Annotated in this window: 18 protein-coding genes; 11 read left to right on the plus strand and 7 right to left on the minus strand. The window is 61.6% G+C overall.

Annotation, left to right across the window (positions count from 1 at the left end):
• Nucleotides 1-3 precede the first annotated feature (3 nt).
• From J2Y68_RS00435 to J2Y68_RS00455, 5 genes are read left to right on the plus strand one after another with little or no spacing between them, the layout of a single operon-like run.
• On the plus strand, nt 4-933 hold the full coding sequence (locus tag J2Y68_RS00435; RefSeq protein ID WP_309988369.1) for a DUF58 domain-containing protein: 930 nt from the start codon (nt 4-6) through the stop codon (nt 931-933).
• The gene (locus J2Y68_RS00440) at nt 923-1,387 is read left to right on the plus strand and encodes a hypothetical protein (protein ID WP_309988372.1); all 465 of its coding nucleotides are present in this window, start codon (nt 923-925) and stop codon (nt 1,385-1,387) included. Before J2Y68_RS00435 ends, J2Y68_RS00440 begins: the two co-directional genes overlap by 11 nt.
• Nucleotides 1,378-2,367 carry a vWA domain-containing protein gene (locus J2Y68_RS00445; protein WP_309988375.1) on the plus strand — a complete coding sequence of 330 codons (990 nt, stop codon included), beginning with the start codon at nt 1,378-1,380 and terminating at the stop codon, nt 2,365-2,367. Before J2Y68_RS00440 ends, J2Y68_RS00445 begins: the two co-directional genes overlap by 10 nt.
• Entirely contained in the window at nt 2,364-3,362 is a 999-nt protein-coding gene (locus tag J2Y68_RS00450; protein ID WP_309988378.1) for a vWA domain-containing protein, read from the plus strand. The genes J2Y68_RS00445 and J2Y68_RS00450 overlap by 4 nt, the downstream gene beginning before the upstream one ends.
• Nucleotides 3,359-4,063 carry a hypothetical protein gene (locus J2Y68_RS00455; protein ID WP_309988381.1) on the plus strand — a complete coding sequence of 235 codons (705 nt, stop codon included), beginning with the start codon at nt 3,359-3,361 and terminating at the stop codon, nt 4,061-4,063. The genes J2Y68_RS00450 and J2Y68_RS00455 overlap by 4 nt, the downstream gene beginning before the upstream one ends.
• A 28-nt stretch (nt 4,064-4,091) precedes the next feature.
• Here J2Y68_RS00455 and J2Y68_RS00460 read toward each other — a convergent pair whose 3' ends face one another.
• Entirely contained in the window at nt 4,092-4,595 is a 504-nt protein-coding gene (locus J2Y68_RS00460) for a DUF2004 domain-containing protein (RefSeq protein ID WP_309988384.1), read from the minus strand.
• Nucleotides 4,596-4,645: 50 nt separating this feature from the next.
• A complete protein-coding gene (locus J2Y68_RS00465; protein ID WP_211712245.1) occupies nt 4,646-5,611 on the minus strand; it encodes a LysR family transcriptional regulator in 966 nt (321 codons plus the stop codon).
• A 396-nt stretch (nt 5,612-6,007) separates the two neighbouring features.
• On the opposite strand from J2Y68_RS00465, the gene nrdH reads away from it, so the two are divergent.
• From nrdH to nrdF, 4 genes are all read left to right on the plus strand, one after another.
• Nucleotides 6,008-6,250: a glutaredoxin-like protein NrdH gene (gene nrdH / locus J2Y68_RS00470; RefSeq protein ID WP_011775022.1), complete on the plus strand. Its 243-nt coding sequence runs from the start codon at nt 6,008-6,010 to the stop codon at nt 6,248-6,250.
• A 50-nt stretch (nt 6,251-6,300) separates the two neighbouring features.
• Entirely contained in the window at nt 6,301-6,771 is a 471-nt protein-coding gene (gene nrdI, locus J2Y68_RS00475) for a class Ib ribonucleoside-diphosphate reductase assembly flavoprotein NrdI (RefSeq protein WP_309988386.1), read from the plus strand.
• Between the two features lie 11 nt (nt 6,772-6,782).
• Nucleotides 6,783-8,924, plus strand: a complete 2,142-nt coding sequence (nrdE, locus tag J2Y68_RS00480) for a class 1b ribonucleoside-diphosphate reductase subunit alpha (protein WP_309989861.1) — start codon at nt 6,783-6,785, stop codon at nt 8,922-8,924.
• Between the two features lie 93 nt (nt 8,925-9,017).
• Entirely contained in the window at nt 9,018-9,992 is a 975-nt protein-coding gene (gene nrdF, locus J2Y68_RS00485) for a class 1b ribonucleoside-diphosphate reductase subunit beta (protein ID WP_309988388.1), read from the plus strand.
• A 189-nt stretch (nt 9,993-10,181) separates the two neighbouring features.
• On the opposite strand, the gene J2Y68_RS00490 is transcribed toward nrdF, so the two are convergent.
• The 5 genes from J2Y68_RS00490 to J2Y68_RS00510 all read right to left on the minus strand — a co-directional run bounded on the left by J2Y68_RS00490 (nt 10,182) and on the right by J2Y68_RS00510 (nt 13,591).
• Entirely contained in the window at nt 10,182-10,424 is a 243-nt protein-coding gene (locus tag J2Y68_RS00490) for a hypothetical protein (protein WP_309988391.1), read from the minus strand.
• Nucleotides 10,421-11,191 carry a hypothetical protein gene (locus tag J2Y68_RS00495; protein ID WP_309988394.1) on the minus strand — a complete coding sequence of 257 codons (771 nt, stop codon included), beginning with the start codon at nt 11,189-11,191 and terminating at the stop codon, nt 10,421-10,423. The genes J2Y68_RS00490 and J2Y68_RS00495 overlap by 4 nt, the downstream gene beginning before the upstream one ends.
• A gap of 81 nt (nt 11,192-11,272) precedes the next feature.
• Nucleotides 11,273-12,232 (minus strand): MsnO8 family LLM class oxidoreductase, encoded by a 960-nt coding sequence (locus tag J2Y68_RS00500; RefSeq protein ID WP_309988397.1) that lies wholly within the window; start codon nt 12,230-12,232, stop codon nt 11,273-11,275.
• Entirely contained in the window at nt 12,229-12,750 is a 522-nt protein-coding gene (locus tag J2Y68_RS00505) for a hypothetical protein (protein WP_309988400.1), read from the minus strand. The genes J2Y68_RS00500 and J2Y68_RS00505 overlap by 4 nt, the downstream gene beginning before the upstream one ends.
• 1 nt (nt 12,751) lies before the next feature.
• Nucleotides 12,752-13,591: an alpha/beta hydrolase gene (locus tag J2Y68_RS00510; protein ID WP_309988402.1), complete on the minus strand. Its 840-nt coding sequence runs from the start codon at nt 13,589-13,591 to the stop codon at nt 12,752-12,754.
• A 202-nt stretch (nt 13,592-13,793) separates the two neighbouring features.
• Between J2Y68_RS00510 and J2Y68_RS00515 the strand changes: the two genes are divergently transcribed.
• Together J2Y68_RS00515 and wecB are read left to right on the plus strand one after the other, a co-directional pair.
• Nucleotides 13,794-14,483 carry a hypothetical protein gene (locus J2Y68_RS00515; protein ID WP_309988405.1) on the plus strand — a complete coding sequence of 230 codons (690 nt, stop codon included), beginning with the start codon at nt 13,794-13,796 and terminating at the stop codon, nt 14,481-14,483.
• A gap of 67 nt (nt 14,484-14,550) precedes the next feature.
• Complete coding sequence (wecB, locus tag J2Y68_RS00520; protein WP_309988407.1) at nt 14,551-15,732, plus strand: non-hydrolyzing UDP-N-acetylglucosamine 2-epimerase; 1,182 nt, start codon at nt 14,551-14,553, stop codon at nt 15,730-15,732.
• Nucleotides 15,733-15,735 lie beyond the last annotated feature (3 nt).

Raw genomic sequence — 15,735 nt, forward strand, 5'->3', positions numbered from 1 at the left:
CCATTGCCAAGCCTTCTCCGCCGCGTGAAGTCCAGGATGTTCATCTTCGCCCACCGCCGCACCCTCACGTTGCTCGACGGCGAATACGGCTCGGTCTTCAAGGGCCGAAGCCTGGACTTCGACGAGTTGCGCGCCTATGTCCCGGGAGATGAAGTCAGGGACATCGACTGGAAGGCCACCGCCCGGCACGGATCACCCCTGATCAAGCGCTACGTGGCTGTTCGCCGCCATTCGGTGCTGCTCCTGGTGGACACCGGACGGAACATGGCCGCTGAGGCTTCCTCCGGTGAAGCCAAGAAGGACATCGCCGTTCACGCCGCGGGTGTCATGGGCTATCTCGCCAGCCGCCACGGTGACGATGTTGGCCTGTTGCACGGCAACGAAGCCGCCTCCCTCTATGTGCCTCCACGCGCAGGCGAGGAACACCTGGAACGCCTCCTACGGGACGTCGATTCACAGATAACCCTGGACAGCCCCACTGGGAATATAGCCAAGCAACTCGATTATGTCCTTAGATACCTGAAGGGACGGCTGTTGATTGTGGTGGTCGCGGATGAGTTCCTCCCGGATGACACTACGGAAGCGTTGCTGCGACGACTCCGCGCACGGCACGAAGTCCTCTGGCTCACCATCCAGGACGCCGAGCTGGCACCTGCAGGGGGCAGCGTCGTCCAAGACAGCACCGATGTCCGGACTGCGGAAACGATCCCGTCACGCCTGGCAATGGATAGCAAGGTGCGCGCCGCGTACGCCACAGCCGCCAAGGAACGCACTCGGCGGCGACGGGATACCTTCCGACGCCTGGGTATCGCCGAAGAACAGGCCGGCGGAAGCGACCAGGTCCTGACCGCAATCTTCACCCTCCTCGAAAAACACCGCTCGCGCGCCGCAGCGACCGGAAACCGCGCCAAAGGCGGCAGCCGTGCAGGATGACTCCGGATTCTACGCGCCACTCAACTACCAACAGCTCTGGCTATGGCTGGGGCTTCTGCTGCTGCTCCTGGTAGCAGCTTGGTACGCCTGGGTGCTCTGGCCTGCGCGCACCACAGCTCCTGCCCGCCAGCAAGCCGTTGCCCGCCCCACGCTGGACGCATTGCGCAGCACCTGCCTCACGGCTATTGACGCCACAGCATCGGACGCCGACGCCGGCCGCCTGCCGGAACGCGATGCCCACCAACGGTTGAGCTTCCTGGTCCGCGAGTTCGCCGGAAGTGCCACGGGGCTACCCATCACTTCCATGACGCTCGAAGAACTTCGCCGCCACGGGATGGCGGACCTGGCAACCGGGATCGCACGGATCTACCCCAACGAATTTGCGCCGCTGCCCGTCCAAACAGTCAGCCAATCCGCAGCCGCCGCCCGCCAGGTGGTGCTCGAATGGAACTGAGTTACTGGTGGGTCCTTCCCATCGCAGCAACCGTGGTGGTCCTCGCCGCCTGGCTGCACCGTCGCCGACCACCCATGCCCACCCGTGCCGTGGCGTACAGCGAGCGGCTAACCGGTCTCCCCGAATACCAGCAGGCCCTGCGTCGGCACCGTCTACGCCTGGCGCTCGCCGTCGTCTTGGGAGCAGTATTCCTGGCCGCTACAGCCACTGCCGCCGCACGGCCCGCCCAAAGGACTACCGAACAGCCGGAAATACGCAACCGGGACATCGTGCTGTGCCTGGACGTTTCCGGCTCCATGACCGGCACGGACGCGGCGATTGCCGCTGTCTTCCAGGAACTGGCCAAGGAATTCGACGGCGAACGGATCGGCATGGTCATCTTCGACAGCAGCAGCGTTCAACTGTTTCCACTCACAGACGACTACGAGTACGCCGCCGAACAGCTCAAACTCGCCAAGGAAGCCCTGGACGACGGGGCCGGATCCTTCTTCGACGGCACCTGGAACGGCGAAGGTTCGTCCCTGATCGGTGACGGACTGGCCTCCTGCGTCCAAAGCTTCCCGGATACGGACACTGGTGGTGACCAAGGGACAACGAAGCGCTCGCGGACGGTGGTGCTGGCAACGGACAATTTCCTCTCTGGCGAACCGATCTTCACCCTGGAGGAGGCCGCGGCCTTGGCGGCGGGCAAGAACGTCAAAGTGCATGCCCTCAACCCGGGGGACGTGGACTACGGTGGGCAAACCGATCAGCCCGGGGCTCAACTGCGGGCCGCAGCGGAGCGTACGGGAGGGACCTACTACAAACTGGACAGCCCCGAAGCGGTACCGGGCATCGTCCGCGAAGTGCAGGAAACCGAAGCCACCAGCTACCGCGCGGCCCCGCAGGCCGTCGTCACGGACACCCCTGCCTGGCCTCTGGGGATCGCACTCATGGCCGGAGCGGGAATGCTGGTCCTTGGATGGCGGCTTGAACCATGAGCTTCGCACCGATACTGCCCTGGCCGGTCCTTGTGTTGGCTGGCTTCGGGATCCTCATTTTGACCGTTTGGACCGTGGTCCGGCAGCGGGGAACCCGACCCCAAGGGCCGGTGCGGCCTGCCGCCGTGCGGGGTGCCGCCGTCGTGCTTCTTCTCGTCGCCGCAATGCGGCCCGGCCTGATCGACGGGCAGTCCGTCAGCGCTTCATCGGAGATCGATGTCTTCTTCGTAGTGGATACCAGCACCAGCATGGCCGCGGAGGATTATCGCGGTACCGAAACGCGCTTGGCCGGGGTCAAACAGGACGTGGCGGCAGTGGCCCGGGAACTTGCCGGAGCCAAATTTTCGCTGATCACCTTTGACAGCAAAGCCACTGTCCGGATGCCGCTCACGCAGGACGCAACAGCGCTCCAGACCGCTATGACCACCCTTCAACCACAGAGGGCACGTTACGCGTCGGGCAGCAGCGTCACCATCGCAGCCCAGCTCCTGAAGGACAGGCTCGACGCCGCGCAGAAGCAACATCCGGGACGACCGGCGCTGGTTTTCTACGCCGGTGACGGAGAAAATACCAGCGCAGAGCCGCCCACGCCCATGGATGCCTCAAACATAGCCGGGGGAGCAGTCCTCGGTTACGGTACCGGCGAAGGCGGGCGGATGAGGGAATCGGCTGACGGTGGCGCCGCGTACGTCAAAGACCGGGGTTCCGACACGGGGCAGGATGCTGTGTCCCGCATCGACGAAGCACAGCTCGGGCGCATTGCCGATCAGCTCCACGTCCCTTATGCCCACCGAACAGGCGGAGAGCCAACCTCCGACGTCCTCCGTGGCGTCCAGTGGGGAAACTTGACCACCACCGGGGACGGCCCTGGCCGGGTGGAGCTCTACTGGCTGTTCGCCCTGGCCGCGTTCCTCTTGGCAATGCATGAACCCCTGCGCCACTTCTTCGAACTCGTGAACCTGCGTCGGTCGCTGCGGAAGGAGCCAACGCCGTGAACCATCGAACAGCACGACCCCGGCGTCTCCGGCTGGTGATCTGGTCCGCTCTTCCAGCTCTCCTGGTCCTAGCGGTTGCTGCGAAACTCCTCAGCGTCGGCCTGCTGGGCAGTGCTGCGGGGGAGTTGTTCCGGAACGGACAGCACGACGAACTGGCGCGGGCAGCATCGTGGCTTGGCGTGGCGAACATTGTGGAGCCGCATAAGGCGCCCTTCGCTTCTGGTGATGCCCACGTGTTGGCCGGAGAGTTCGCGGCAGCCCGCAGCGATTTCGAGGCCGCGTTACATGCGGGGGCCGGTGACGATGAATGCAAGGTCCGCGTCAATCTGGTCCTGAGTATCGAGAAGCTGGGCGACGCCGCGGCGGATCGGGCCGCGGCAACTCAGCTGTTCAAGGAAGCGTTGGATGCCACGGAAGCTGCTCCAACGAAATGCCGGGAAGCGGGCCCGTCCAATGCGGACGGGGAAGGATCAACACTTGACTCCGCTGCGGCACGGTTGGCAGGGAAGATCCCGGACGTAGCCGGGCAGGGCGGCGATGCGCCGGCCGCCCCGGACAAAGCAGCCAACCCGCAGGCGGGGAAACTCGACGAGCTGAAGGAAAACGCGCAGCAGGCGCAACAGGAGCGGGCCGAAGGCCAGCAACGCGGTGAATACCTGCGGAGCCCGGGTAATGGGCCGGGAGTTGACAGACCATGGTGACCGGCCGCCGTCGGCGCTTAATCGGTTGCTATTCCCACAGGATTTCGTCGTCCACGACGCCGTCCTCGTCGGCGGCGACCACCAGGAGTTCGTCGGTGAAGTGCGAGCCGAGGGTGAAGTCCAGGACAAAGTAGCGCTCCGGTTGGCCAGGGTAGATGGCCACGTGGCCCAGCTTGAGGGCGTTCAGGAAGACGTCGTTGGTGAGCTGGTCCTTATCCCGGACACCGAAAACGGATTCCAGTTGCTCTTCCTTGAGTTGTGAGCTGTGGAAATGCAGGAATTGTTGGGGGTTGGTGCCGTCCTGGTCGAGTTCGTCAGCGATCATCTCCCTGACCTGGTCCACCAGTTCGGGCAGGAAGCGCAGGCGGTAGTCCACTTTGCGCATGGCGGCTTCGTCGAAGTGGTCATGCGCAGTGACATTGAGGTCAAGTTCGAGCGGATTGCCGCCGAGTTCATGTCTGGCAACGAAGCAATGTTCCCTGCCGTGGTTGAGCTCGACTTCCCCAAAATGTTTGCTCGCTAGCTTGCCCATGTGATCAATCTAACCCCAACCACCGGCGGGTTCCAGCAATTGGGAATATTTCACCTACGCCGCTGGGAGCCTTTGACCGGCGCGGTTTTCAGGGGGTGGAGGCCGCTTTTTCCGGAGGAGTCCCTGAGCGTGTCGGCCAGCAATTGGGTGAACAGCTGGACCTGTGCCGTGCGCTTTTCGTTGATGAGCAGGGCGAACACATTACGGGCCAGCCTGATGTCCGGGACGTCAAGGACCACGACGCCGGGCGGCCGGTTCCGCAGGGCCAGTTCCGGTACCAGCGAAGCACCAAGGCCGGCTGCGGTCATCTCGAGGCTGGCATGGAAGTCGTCACTGTAGGCCACCACACGAGGGTGCAGGTTGCAGCTGGCGAACAGGCGCTCAATGACCAAGGCATCGCTGGTGCCAGGGTGGTGCACAATCCACGGCATGTCGGAAAGGTGGGCTGCCTCGATTTCGGCATCTTCGCGGATCTTCCACGACGCGGGCAGGACAACGCGGAAGTCGTCGTCGCCGATCCACTGCCGTTCAAGCGAGTGGGGCCACGCCAGCCCGGACTGCCCCACCTGATAGACCAGCGCCACATCCAGTTCGCCGCCGCTGCGCAGCCCTTGGATGGTTTGTGCCGGCTCTGCCACGGAGACCTTCAACTCAATGCCCAGACCGTTCCAGCGGTCGTTCCGCAGGATGTCCGGCAGGACGTAGGTGGCGAGGCTGGGAAAGATGCCCAACCTGAGTTCCTGCGCGGGGGAGTCGTTGGTCCTGGACGCGGCGGCCATCAGGGCCTCAACATCCGTGAGGACCTTGGAAGCGTGCCGTGTCATGGTCAGCGCCGCTTCGGTGGGGACCACACTGCGCGCCGACCGCTGGAAGAGTTCGACGCCGGTATCACGTTCCAGCGCGGCCATCTGTTGCGAGACCGCAGAGGCTGTGTAGCCAAGCTGTGCAGCGGCGGCAGCGAACGAGCCAAGGCGGGTCACCTCCATGAGGGTACGGAGGTGGAGGAGATTGACCATCAGCCGATTTTAGCTGTTCGCCACGCCACATTTTCAAAGTGTCACGACACGCCGTATCCACGCGACACGCTGGAGATTAAATGTGGCTAAGTAGTCCACAGGGTGTGGATGACATCTCTCAGTTTGGCGGAATCACGGACATTTTGAAGCCCCTGCCCTGTGGACGAGCGGTGGATTGAATGACATACTTGTAATACATCATCTTGGGGTTCCAGTTCGGCGGTTGCACTACATGTAGTATCGATTTACGGATTGAGCGGGAAACCAGCACAAGACAAAATCAGAGCGTGTTGGCTGTCACGGCAGCCCGCGGGCCGGTATCGGATTCAGTAATCAGTTCCGGTTGAGCCCGCCAGATACGAAGAGAATCAGACTTCAACTTAGGGGACAGGGATCATGACCGTAACGGTTTACACGAAGCCGGCCTGTGTTCAGTGCAACGCAACCTACCGGGCACTCGACAAGAAGGGCATTGCCTACCAGAGTGTCGACATCTCCCAGGACGCCGAGGCCCTTGAGCGCCTCAAGGCACTGGGTTACATGCAGGCTCCCGTCGTCGTGACCGAGCAGGACCACTGGTCTGGATTCCGCCCGGACAAGATCGAGGAACTGGCCCAGGCCGTTTCCTCCGTGGCCTGACTTTCGCCACCACACACACCAAGAATTCCTATGTAGTTGAGGTGACTCCCATGGCACCGCTGGCAGAGGCCACCGTGCGCGATGCAACGGAAGCTGTGACCACGAGGAGTCACCTCATCTATTTTTCCTCGACATCCGAGAACACCAAACGATTCGTCCAGAAACTGGGCAGGGATGCTGCGCGCATCCCGCTCTATGCCCAGGACGCTCCGCTTCACGCCCTTGAACCCTTCGTCCTTGTACTGCCTACCTATGGTGGAACGAACGGCGAAGGTTCCGTGCCGAAGCAGGTCATCAGATTTCTGAACAATCCCGGGAACAGGGAACTGATCCGCGGTGTTATCGGAGCGGGGAACACAAACTTCGCGGACAACTATTGCGCGGCGGGAGACATCATCTCCGTCAAGTGCAAGGTGCCGCATCTTTACAAATTTGAACTCATGGGGACGCCAGAAGACGTCCAACGGGTCAACGAAGGGCTGGAAAAGTTTTGGACACAACTGTCGCAGAAACAGAAGTAACCGGGGGCGCTGTGGACACGGCCAAGAAGCCGCTGCCTGAGGCCTACAAGGGCCTGGGCTATCACGAGCTCAACGCCATGCTGAACCTGTATGGCCCCAACGGTGAGATCCAGTTCGAAGCCGACCGTGAAGCTGCGCACCAGTACTTCCTGCAGCATGTGAACAACAACACCGTGTTCTTCCATGACCTGGAAGAGAAGCTCGACTACCTGGTGAAGAACCAGTACTACGAGCGGGAAACGCTCGACCAGTACACCATGAACTTCATCCGCGACCTCTTCAACCGCGCATACAAGAAGAAGTTCCGTTTTGAAACTTTCCTTGGCGCCTTCAAGTTCTACACGTCCTACACGCTGAAGACCTTCGACGGCAAGCGTTTCCTTGAGCGCTACGAAGACCGCGTCTGCATGGTTGCCCTGCACCTTGCCCGTGGCAACGAAGACCTGGCCAACCGCCTCGTCGACGAAATCATCGACGGCCGTTTCCAGCCGGCCACCCCCACGTTCCTCAACGCCGGCAAGGCCCAGCGCGGCGAGCTCGTCTCCTGCTTCCTGCTCCGGATCGAAGACAACATGGAGTCGATCGCCCGGGCCATCAACTCCGCACTGCAGCTCTCCAAGCGTGGCGGCGGTGTAGCCCTTTCGCTCACCAACATCCGCGAGCACGGCGCCCCGATCAAGCAGATCGAGAACCAGTCCTCCGGCGTCATCCCCGTGATGAAGCTCCTCGAAGACAGCTTCTCCTACGCCAACCAGCTTGGTGCCCGCCAGGGTGCAGGTGCCGTATACCTGCACGCCCACCACCCGGACATCCACCGCTTCCTGGACACCAAGCGTGAGAACGCTGACGAGAAGATCCGTATCAAGACGCTCTCCTTGGGCGTTGTGGTTCCGGACATCACGTTCGAGCTCGCCAAGAAGAACGAGGACATGTACCTCTTCTCGCCGTATGACGTCGAGAAGGTCTATGGTGTTCCGTTCTCCGACATTTCGGTGACCGAGAAGTACTACGAGATGGTCGATGATTCCAGGATCAAGAAGACCAAGATCAGCGCCCGCGAGTTCTTCCAGACCCTCGCGGAGATCCAGTTCGAGTCCGGCTACCCGTACATCATGTTCGAGGACACCGTAAACCGGGCCAACCCGATCGACGGCAAGATCACCATGAGCAACCTCTGCTCGGAGATCCTGCAGGTTTCCTCGCCGTCCATCTACGCCGAAGACCTCAGCTACGAGACCGTGGGCAAGGACATTTCCTGCAACCTTGGCTCCATGAACATCGCCAAGACCATGGACTCGCCGGACTTCGGGCTCTCCATCGAGACGTCCATTCGTGCCCTCAGCGCCGTATCCGATATGTCCTACATCAACTCGGTGCCGTCGATCGCCCAGGGCAACGCCCAGAGCCACGCGATTGGCCTCGGCCAGATGAACCTGCACGGGTACCTTGCCCGTGAGCACGTCCACTACGGTTCCGAAGAGGGCCTGGACTTCACCAACATCTACTTCTACACGGTGCTGTTCCACGCTCTGCGCGCCTCAAACCGACTCTCCATCGAGACCGGCCAGAAGTTCGGTGGCTTCGAGAAGTCCACGTACGCCAGCGGCGAGTTCTTCGACAAGTACACCGAGCAGGAGTGGACTCCGGAGACCGAGCGCGTTCGCGAGCTCTTCGCCGGCCACCACATCCCCACCCAGAATGATTGGCGCGAGCTGAAGGCTTCCGTTATGGAGCACGGTATCTACAACCAGAACCTCCAGGCCGTACCGCCTACCGGTTCCATCAGCTACATCAACAACTCCACTTCGTCGATCCACCCGGTGGCCGCCAAGATCGAAATCCGCAAGGAAGGCAAGATCGGCCGCGTCTACTACCCGGCTCCGTACCTGACCAACGACAACCTGGAGTACTACCAGGATGCCTACGAAATCGGCTACGAGAAGATCATCGACACCTACGCCGCTGCCACGCAGCACGTGGACCAGGGCTTGTCCCTGACGCTGTTCTTCAAGGACACGGCCACCACGCGTGACATCAACAAGGCGCAGATCTACGCATGGCGCAAGGGCATCAAGACCCTCTACTACATCCGTCTCCGCCAGCTCGCGCTGGAAGGGACCGAGGTTGAGGGCTGCGTCAGCTGCATGCTGTAATCAACCACGCTTATAACTAAAGAGTACGACGGCGGGCCACCACCCGCCGTCGTACGCTTACCTAAAGAACTACCCACCGCTTAAGGGGATGACATGACCGAGAAGGTCAAGCTGCTGACACACGTCGAAGCAATCAACTGGAACAAAATCCAGGACGACAAAGACGTGGAAGTCTGGAACCGACTGGTCAACAACTTCTGGCTTCCGGAGAAGGTGCCGCTGTCCAACGACGTTCAGTCGTGGCACACACTGACGCCGGATGAGCAGCAGCTCACCATGCGCGTTTTCACCGGCCTCACCTTGCTGGACACCATCCAGGGGACGGTCGGCGCTGTTTCGCTGATTCCAGATGCGATCACCCCGCATGAAGAAGCCGTGTACACCAACATTGCCTTCATGGAGTCTGTGCACGCCAAGTCCTACTCGTCCATCTTCTCCACCCTGTGCTCCACCAAGGAGATTGACGACGCCTTCCGCTGGTCGCTCGAAAACGAGAACCTGCAGAAGAAGGCGCAGATCGTCATGGATTACTACCAGGGCGACGACCCCCAGAAGCGCAAGGTTGCCTCCACCCTGCTGGAGAGCTTCCTGTTCTACTCGGGCTTCTACCTGCCCATGTATTGGTCTTCCCGCGCCAAGCTCACGAACACGGCCGACCTCATCCGCCTCATCATCCGCGACGAGGCCGTGCACGGCTACTACATTGGCTACAAGTTCCAGAAGGGCTTGGAGAAGGTTTCCGAGGCCCGCAAGCAGGAAATCAAGGACTACACTTTCGAGCTGCTCTTCGAGCTGTACGAAAACGAAGTCCAGTACACGCACGACCTCTACGATGGTGTCGGCCTGGCCGAAGACGTCAAGAAGTTCCTCCACTACAACGCCAACAAGGCCCTCATGAACCTCGGCTACGAGGCCATGTTCCCGGCTTCAGTCACCGACGTGAACCCGGCCATCCTGTCGGCCCTGTCCCCGAACGCTGACGAGAACCACGACTTCTTCTCCGGTTCGGGATCCTCATACGTGATTGGCAAGGCTGTCAACACTGAGGATGAGGACTGGGAGTTCTAACCCTCTTGTGAGATCGGAGGCTAATCGGCGGTTGGCCGATTAGTTGGCGATTTTCCCGAAGCTATACGGTGAAAACGGGTTAGCTGACGATGGTCATGCCTCGAAAGAGTTCCAGAACCGACAACCATCCCACGTGTGATCCCCGGATCTGACTGAGCAATTTCGAAGTATCTGAGCAGAAACAGCCCGTTAGCCGAGCGTTTTTAGTTGCCGATGAGTTGCACATCGGACAAGGCAGTTGGCGCCGTGACCTGTAGGACCGCGCGGCGTCAACTGCCTTGGACGGCTTTGGTAGTGCAGGTCCGCGAGTGAGGAAGACGTCTGGACTGCGGCGAGCTTCGCGTGCTCGCCCTTGGCTGCCAGGGTTTGCTCGGGGAACGGTTCGCGGTCGACGTGGTCTTCCAAGGCCCGCTTGTTCCGGCCGGTGATCATGACGACGCCGGACAGTCCTCATTCATGGATTCCACGCCGGTGGTGGTGTCCCATTGATGGAAGATGGCGCACGGGAAGGCGTCCGCAAGGACGGTGCGATCGCGCACATCGAGGGGTTCGGTGACGACGATGTCCCTGAACTGCGCGAACACGGATCCGGAGGAGGCGCCGAGTCGCTGAGGCAAAGTCGCTGGGACGATCAGGAGGTCCGCTTCGCTTTCGCCAAGGTGTTGAAGCAGGCCGTGACCTTGCAGGGTGTCGTAATCGTTGAGCAGATCCACGGTCCCTCCGGCCGCCAGGACCGCCCACAAATCGAGAAGCGACTCCGGTTGCACGAGACTGGTGAGTGCCAGGGAGGTCCGGGTGGAGAGGGTGAACCGCTTTTCTGAGCGCTCAAGGATGTCAGTGAACTGCTGCTCTTTCAGCGGACTGGCAGGCCGGCCGGTCCTTTGCTGCAACCATAGTGACGCCACCGGCGACGGCCGCCCTGAGGGTGCTCCAGACGTAGTGGCAGCCTTGATGTAGTCACCCTCGGGATGCATGAAGCCGGTAACCCCTTGGAGGATGGCGTGCGCAGGCAGAGGTCCGTCGGGTAGTGACTGGAAAGGAAACGCCGCGGCCCCCAAGGCCCAAAGCGCCGCCGCTGTGACCATGGTTTCGGGGCCAGGGACTGAATCGAAGGCGACCAGATCGCCTGCCCGGATTCCTTTCAGTTGCATAGCCAGGGCTCGGGTGTGGATCAGCCGGTCGAGCGCAGCATACGGCAAATCGTTGCACCTCCAGCGGATAGCAGCCTTGCCAGGGTCGTGCCTGGCAACATCATGAATGGCTGAAACGAGGGGATGCACTCACTGCCCCTTCCTGTGCAACAGGTTTGCTGCATTTGGCGGAGACAGCCTGGCCAAGGCACGGGCGATGAGCCGGTTGGAGTTGATACGGTCCTCCAGCCGGGGCACGGGGGTGCTAATCATCAGTTCTTCGACGCCGAGTTCTTCTGCCAGGATCGCGAGTTGGTGGGCTACGTCTTCCGCAGTCCCGACGATCAACCGGGTTTCGTTGTTCTCGCTGCGGCGGAGCTCTTGGGAGGACCAGGTAGCGGGGCTGGTGCTGACAGGGAAAGGCTCATCCAGTCCGAGGTCTTTTCGGGCTCTCCAGAGCCGCACAGGGTTGGCGATTTCTTGTGCTTCAGCGTCAGTGTTGGCTGCAATGACGCGAACCGCGAGAAGGGCTTCAGGTTCGCGTCGCACCGGGCCGGGCTGAAAGTTCTCCCGGTAGTGGGCAAATGCGGTCCTGCCGCTTCCTGTGTTGAGGAAATGGGCGTGGGCGTAGCCGGCGCCGGCGGCGGCGGCCAAAGGCGCCGAGCCAGTGCCGGCCCCCAGCAACCAAATGTCCAAATCGTCCCGGCCCTTACTCCCGGGTGTAAGGCCGAGGCGGGCATGCAATTCCGTGATCTTTTCGTTGAAGGCGTCGCTCCCGCCGCTGCCTGCCCTACCGACGCCGAGATTAACCCGGCCGGGATGAAGGGCTGCCAGAATGTCGAAGGCTTCGGCGACCTGCCAAGGCTCATGCAGTCCCAGCAGGACTCCGCCGGAACCGACAGCGATCTCCGTGGTTGCCTCCAAAACGGCCATTGCCATCAGCGACGGAGTGGTGCCGGCAAAGCCAGGGGAGTCATGATGTTCGGCGAGCCAAAAACGATGGTAGCCGTCGTCCTCAGCAGCGCGGGCCAAAGCGATGGTTTCGCGCAGTGCGTCGGCTTTGGTTTTGCCGGTGGCGATGGGGGACTGGTCCAGGACTGAGATTCTCATCGCGTTGAGGTGGTGGTGCCGGGCTTGGATGAGGGAACGATGGTGAAGTCGGCCAAGAACACGAGGTTGTGGATCTCTGCTGACGCGATGGCTCGAAGGATGGGCAACTCCTGAGCCGCTTGTTCGGGGGTAAAAACGTTCAATGGCCACTCCTTCACCGTTCCGCCACGAAGATGTGGGTGGTGGAAACCACGGCCGTAGTAGGCATGTATGGTGATTGGCGGGATGCCTGCAGCGCGTTGCTCGGCCCACCCGAGCGTCCAGGAGCAGATCAAGCCCGTGTCCGGTGACCGGCCAATGCCAGAGGATTCCACGATTCCCTGCCCCAGCATGAGGACTTCGTTGACTTCATTGAGGGCCTGGCGAGCGTAGGGTTCCAGCAGGTCGACTGCGGATCGGAAGAGTGCTTCCTTGTCCTGCCTGCTCACGGCCTCTCCGTGGGTTCCGTCGCGGAGGTCGGCGAAGTGCCGCAGCAGCGCCTTGGTGTAGGCGGCGTCAGGGCTGGTGGTGGTGCTCATCTCATGCTCCTTCGGTTGTTGCTGGTTGGTTGTTCGGATGACCCAAGCGGGTTTGGACCCATTGGTGGACCGGGTTCCCGGCTGAGGTGTCCAGGAAGTGTCCGTGGGCAACCGCCGGGCTTACCTCCAGATCCACAGGCACGGAGCACTTTTCCAGGCGCTGGACGAACTGCTCGACGTCGTCGCGCACCGGGTCGGCTGCGCCGACTATGAGGGAGACCGGACAGAGCCCAGTAAGTTTGGCGGCGTGCAGTGGCGAAAGGTACAGCCGTTCCCGCAAGTCGATATGGGAACCGGCGTACTCGCCCCACGCGTCGAGCAGCAGTGACCTGGGCGGGAAGGACCTGCTGTTCCGGTAGGACGCGGCGGCGCACTCAGGATCCAGGGGCGGATAGGCGAGGACCTGCCCGTGCAGGGGCAGTCCATTGTCCCGGAACCAGAGCGCCACGCCTGCGGCCAAGGTCCCGCCCGCACTATCGCCGCCAACCAAGACCTTGTGACGGTAGGTCTGCTGGGCCCAGAGGGTTGCGGCGGCAATGTCCATGACCGCGGTGGGGTGCAGCCATCGGGGAGCGAGCCGGTAGCCCACGCTGATAATCCTTGCGGTGCCCAGGGACGCGAGGGCGGCGCAGGCATCGTGCCAACCCTCAATCGATCCCCGGGTCCAGCTGCCGCCGTGCGCCCACACCAATGTTACGGAGGGGCGGACTGCGGGTTCATATACGCGCAAGCGGATGTCTGCGCCGTCCGCCCCCTGCACAAAGACGTCCGACCACGGCCGTGAGGACCGTATTTCGCTAAAGCGCGGGGCGCCGGGCAGTGCAGAAGTATCTGAAGTCATGCTTTCATCCTTCACGCGATGAACGATCCTCGCCTGTCCCTGCTCTGCCTATCACTCACAGGGGGTGGATAACTTTGCCTGGCACTGCCAATACTTGCTCCAGTGGAACAGTGTTGTGGCCTGGCGAAGGTTTCGCACCGTTCCACTTCTTTGTGCCGATCCGTAGGTGCGCAGAGATTGAATGATGACCTTGGGGGTAATTGTGGGAACTGTCCTATTGGAAGAACTGTCCTTCAGCAGCGCGTTGACCCACGCTGTCGTGCTGCGGGACCTGCGGCAGTACGAGGTGACATCACCCGCCGTCGTGGTGAATATGGGTGGTAGCGACGCGTTCATCGGTCACGGACAGTCAGCCGCCTTGCCGGCCTTCAGCTCCACGATTCTCCACGGCGGATTCATCACAGGGGAGTTGCTCGCGGTCCTTTCCGTGGAGACGGTCCAGAACGGGGAACAGCAGGCACGGGAATTGGGATGGGCTGACTTCTATGGTGCCGAACCTGGACAACCGGTCCTGCTGCGCTCGGCTCAGGACACGATAGGGACGGTCCTGCTGGACCCTGCCCTGGTTCTGCGCCAGCCCGGGCTCGCGCCAGGAGAGAAGGCTTTCACCCTGAAGGCCAACCTGTGGTTTAGCCCGGCCGGAACCAACTGCGGAATTCACAACCGGCATGACTTCATCGAGGTCCACACCCAGATCTCCGGGCTCGGACGCATGCAGAAATTCACTTCACAGGACCACGCGTCCCTTTACGAGGACCAGCTCCTAAGCCCGGGCAATACCAACCCCGTGCCGTTCTGTCTCGAACGAGAGGGTACTTTCATCTACCCGTGGCATCAGTACCGGGCAGACACAGACTGTATCTGGCTCGCTCTGGAGTACCACCTCAGCTAATCACTCCGTTTCACACCCGCCGGCGACAACCGGCAGATCCCTTACGCCCATTTTCAGGAGAGCAGCCATGAAAACCATTGGAATTATCTTCGGCACACGGCCCGAAGCTGTGAAGTTCGCCCCCATCATCCACGCCTTGGCTCAGGACCCCCGTTTCCGCCCGGTCCTCATTTCCACCGGCCAGCACCGCGAAATGCTGGACAGCACCCTGGAGGAGTTCGGCATCACTCCTGATGTTGAACTGCGCATCATGAAAGAACAGCAGACCCTGTCCCAGGTGACCCACCGCATCCTGGAAGGACTCTGCTCCGGAGACCACATGGAGGGCCTTGACGCCGTCATGGTCCACGGCGACACCGCCACCACCCTTGCCGGTGCCCTGGCTGCACTGCACCGCTCCGTGCCGATCGTCCACGTCGAGGCTGGACTGCGAAGCGGGAACAATTACTCACCGTTCCCTGAGGAAGTTAACCGGAAGCTCGTGGCACAGATCGCTGCCCTGCACTTGGCACCAACGCCTGGAAACAGCGCCAACCTGATCCGTGAGGGCGTCCGGGAACACTCAATTGTCGTCACTGGAAACACCATCGTTGATGCCCTGCAGTGGGGGATGAACAACCTTCGCAGTTATGGGGAAGCAGCGTTGGCGGACTTGGACGAGGATCCCCGAAAGGTGATCCTCTCCACCACACACCGGCGTGAGAGCCACGGCCGCCCCATGCGGGAGATCGCCGCGGCACTGGCGGACATCGCCCGGCGCCGGGAAGACGTCCGAATCGTTGTGCCACTGCACCTGAACCCGAAAGTACGCGAAGTCATGGTTCCGGTCCTGACCGGCATCCCCAACGTGGATATGGTTGATCCCCTCCCGTACCTGAGCTTCTGCAGACTCCTGCAGCGCAGTGACCTGATACTTTCGGACAGCTCAGGGGCCGAAGAAGAAGGCCCTGCCTTGGGTAAGCCGACCCTCGTGTTGCGTGAAATCACCGAACGCAGCGAATCGATCTTGACCGGAAGTTCGCGCCTGGTCAGCCGAAACCGGAGCCAGATCGTCCACGAAGTTGAACGTCTCCTCGATGACCCAAACGCCTATATGGAGATGGCAACCGCCATCAACCCCTATGGCGACGGCAAAGCCACTGAACGGACAGTTGCTGCCGTCGCCCACTACTTCCGGCTGGGCCCGGCAGCCATGCCGTTCGTTCCGGGCGCGGACTTCGTACCAACACCGACACGGACGGCGGCATGACCA

It is taken from the genome of Paenarthrobacter nitroguajacolicus (assembly GCF_031455195.1).
Taxonomy (GTDB): Bacteria; Actinomycetota; Actinomycetes; order Actinomycetales; family Micrococcaceae; genus Arthrobacter; species Arthrobacter nitroguajacolicus_D.

What these genes read in the sequence shown, in the direction of transcription:
- J2Y68_RS00445 (WP_309988375.1), top strand. Translation starts at nt 1,378, where the DNA reads ATGGAACTGAGTTACTGGTGGGTCCTTCCCATCGCAGCAACCGTGGTG.
- J2Y68_RS00450 (WP_309988378.1), top strand. Translation starts at nt 2,364, where the DNA reads ATGAGCTTCGCACCGATACTGCCCTGGCCGGTCCTTGTGTTGGCTGGC.
- J2Y68_RS00460 (WP_309988384.1), bottom strand. Translation starts at nt 4,595, where the DNA reads ATGGGCAAGCTAGCGAGCAAACATTTTGGGGAAGTCGAGCTCAACCAC.
- J2Y68_RS00465 (WP_211712245.1), bottom strand. Translation starts at nt 5,611, where the DNA reads ATGGTCAATCTCCTCCACCTCCGTACCCTCATGGAGGTGACCCGCCTT.
- nrdH (WP_011775022.1), top strand. Translation starts at nt 6,008, where the DNA reads ATGACCGTAACGGTTTACACGAAGCCGGCCTGTGTTCAGTGCAACGCA.
- nrdI (WP_309988386.1), top strand. Translation starts at nt 6,301, where the DNA reads ATGGCACCGCTGGCAGAGGCCACCGTGCGCGATGCAACGGAAGCTGTG.
- nrdF (WP_309988388.1), top strand. Translation starts at nt 9,018, where the DNA reads ATGACCGAGAAGGTCAAGCTGCTGACACACGTCGAAGCAATCAACTGG.
- J2Y68_RS00490 (WP_309988391.1), bottom strand. Translation starts at nt 10,424, where the DNA reads ATGATCACCGGCCGGAACAAGCGGGCCTTGGAAGACCACGTCGACCGC.
- J2Y68_RS00500 (WP_309988397.1), bottom strand. Translation starts at nt 12,232, where the DNA reads ATGAGAATCTCAGTCCTGGACCAGTCCCCCATCGCCACCGGCAAAACC.
- J2Y68_RS00505 (WP_309988400.1), bottom strand. Translation starts at nt 12,750, where the DNA reads ATGAGCACCACCACCAGCCCTGACGCCGCCTACACCAAGGCGCTGCTG.
- J2Y68_RS00510 (WP_309988402.1), bottom strand. Translation starts at nt 13,591, where the DNA reads ATGACTTCAGATACTTCTGCACTGCCCGGCGCCCCGCGCTTTAGCGAA.
- wecB (WP_309988407.1), top strand. Translation starts at nt 14,551, where the DNA reads ATGAAAACCATTGGAATTATCTTCGGCACACGGCCCGAAGCTGTGAAG.